Here is a 2,580-nt window from a genome sequence, read left to right on the forward strand (position 1 = left end):
AAACCGAGCTTGCGGTAGTAGGCCGGGTCGCCCTCGAGCACGACGAGCGGCACCCCGCATTGGACGAGCCGGGCGACGCCGTCCTCCACCAGTGCACGCCCGACGCCCTGTCCTTGCCGCTCGGGGAGGACGGCGAGCGGACTCAGTACGCTGATGGTCACCAGACGCTGCGGTGCGTCGAGCAGTGCCGGTGTGAGCGTGACGTGCCCGATGACCTGATCGTCGTCGGCAACGGTGACGAGTGACACGGTGTCCTCGGCCGCGCGCCGATGCAGCGCTTCGACGAGCGCGGCGACAACCCGACCGTGGCTCGCGCCGAAGGCCTGCGCGTGCACCTGCGCGATCGCGCGCACGTCGTCCGGCCGCGCGTCGCGGATCACCACATGCTCACGCGATATCCACCTGCGGTGCACGCTGATCCGTATCGGCGATGCGCGCGGGCCAGCGCCAGACGATCCAGTCGCTCCACGATGCGAATCCGTCCGGGGGTGGCGGGATCGGATCGCTGCCGTCGAGCTCCCCAGCGGTTGGGGCTTCGAACTGCGCCGTCCACCGCTCGAGCTCGGCGTCAGACATCGGCCAGGTCGAATGCGGGTCGTGCGCCAGTCGAGCGGCGTTCCGTTCGTGCTGCTGCTCGCGGGTCACCGGGGCGTGCCAGAGCTGTACATCAGCTCCCACCTCGGTGCCGGCCGCGCGAAGTGCCCAACGTTCGGCACGGCTCCACAGGCCGAAGTCCAGCGCGACGTTGACACCCAGAGACAGCGTTCGAAGCGCGATCGCGATCAGGCGGCCCTCGATCACGTCGCTCGCGGACGTCGGGTTCTGCGAGCCGTAGAGCGCCTTCATCCACTCGTCCTTTGTGAGTCGCAGCGCTGACGACTCAACCTCGAACCGCCGGGCAGCCGTCGTCTTGCCACAGCACGGAAGCCCGACAGTGAGCAGAAGCGTCGGCCTCGTCACCGCTCGGATCGTGCCACTTTCGGTCGCCTCCGCCAGGGCATTTGCCGGCCATCGCGATCGAACGCAGCGCTGCCGCTGCAACAGTCAGCGGTTTGCGCGCTAATCGCTGGCGGCCGGCTCTCGCGGCGGTGGAGAGTTGCGTTCGTGGTCGAGCTCATCGGCGAGCGGGTGCGGCTCCGCGAGCTGCTGGTGAGTGACGTCGCGCTGATCCATCCAGGAGCGTCCGACCCGCGCGTCGTGCGGTACATGTCGTGGGGGCCGAACGACGAGGCCGCGACGAGGGCCTTCGTCGAGCGGTCAATCGCGGCTCAGAGCCTGGATCCGCGACCGCAGTACGCGCTGCTGATCGAGGCGCTCGCGGACGGTCGGTTCCTCGGCATGACGGGCTTCGACCCTGTTCCGAACGAGCCCGGCCACGCGACGATGGGTTACTGGATCGAGCCCGACGAGTGGGGCAACGGCTATGCGACCGAGGCCGCCAAGCTCGTCGTGCGGCACGCGTCGAGCGACGCGGGGATCACGCGGTTGACCGCCGCCGCTTCCGTGGACAACCCGGCATCCCATCGGGTCCTCGAGAAGGGTGGCCTGACCCGGGTGGGCCCGGGCACGTTCACGCACGAGAACGGAACCGTGCTCGAGGCGGTCCTGTTCGAACGCCGGGCGTAGCGCCCGGCCGCCGCGAGGCTGACTGCAACACTGCAACACCGCGTTAACAACGGAGTCATCCGACGGTCGTTCACTGTGCTCACCGATGGCGATCAGGCGGACGGGGTGCGGGATGGGCTCGCTGGCGGACTTTCAACAGGTTCCGGTCATCAACGTGTCGGGCTTGTACGGCGACGAGGAAGCCCAGCAAGCGGTCGCGGCCGAGCTCGGTCGCGCAGCGCGCGAGGTGGGCTTCCTCTACGTGACCGGGCACGGGGTGGCCGACGACCTGTACACGGAGCTCGTCAAGGCGGCGGAGACCTTCTTCGCGCTGCCCATCGAGGAGAAGCAGAAGGTCTACATCGGCAACTCCACGAACCACCGCGGCTACGTGCCGGTCGGGGAGGAGGGCCTGTACGGCGACGGTCCCGTCGACCTCAAGGAGGCGTTCGACTCCAGCCTGGAGCTGCCGGCCGACGATCCCGACTACCTTGCGGGCAACCCCATGCTCGGGCCCAACCAGTGGCCGTCGCTGCCGGGCTTCCAGGACGCGGTCACCACGTACTACAACGCGGTCATCGCGTTCGGGAAGGTGCTCCTGCGCGGCTTCGCGATGGCGCTGGGCGAGCCCGCCACCTGCTTCGACGAGTTCGTGACGCGGGCCCCCAGCCAGCTGCGGCTCGTGCACTACCCGTACGACGAGAACGCGGTCGACAACCTCGGCATCGGCGCGCACACGGACTACGAGGTCTTCACGATCCTCAAGCCGACCAAGCCCGGCCTCGAGATCATGAACGGCGCCGGTGAGTGGATCGACGTGCCACCGATCGACGGCGCGTTCGTCGTGAACATCGGCGACATGCTCGACATCTGGTCCAACGGCGCGTTCGTCGCGACGCTGCACCGCGTGCGCAAGGTCGCCGAGGAGCGCTACTCCTTCCCGCTGTTCTTCAACGTCGACTACGACGTCGAGGT

At 68.4% G+C, this 2,580-nt stretch carries 4 protein-coding genes; 2 read left to right on the forward strand and 2 right to left on the reverse strand.

Annotated elements, in window-relative coordinates; all coding sequences use genetic code 11:
• A partial coding sequence (locus tag VHB92_RS08575; RefSeq protein WP_325453325.1) for an N-acetyltransferase occupies nt 1-383 on the reverse strand: 383 nt, incomplete at its 3' end.
• A 4-nt stretch (nt 384-387) separates the two neighbouring features.
• The gene (locus VHB92_RS08580) at nt 388-960 is read right to left on the reverse strand and encodes an ATP-binding protein (RefSeq protein ID WP_325453331.1); all 573 of its coding nucleotides are present in this window, start codon (nt 958-960) and stop codon (nt 388-390) included.
• A 144-nt stretch (nt 961-1,104) separates the two neighbouring features.
• On the opposite strand from VHB92_RS08580, the gene VHB92_RS08585 reads away from it, so the two are divergent.
• Entirely contained in the window at nt 1,105-1,626 is a 522-nt protein-coding gene (locus tag VHB92_RS08585) for a GNAT family N-acetyltransferase (RefSeq protein ID WP_325453327.1), read from the forward strand.
• An 85-nt stretch (nt 1,627-1,711) separates the two neighbouring features.
• Nucleotides 1,712-2,580 (forward strand): isopenicillin N synthase family dioxygenase (locus VHB92_RS08590; protein WP_325453329.1); only part of this gene is annotated, 869 nt, incomplete at its 3' end.

It is taken from the genome of Humibacter sp., assembly GCF_035547335.1.
GTDB lineage: Bacteria > Actinomycetota > Actinomycetes > Actinomycetales > Microbacteriaceae > Humibacter.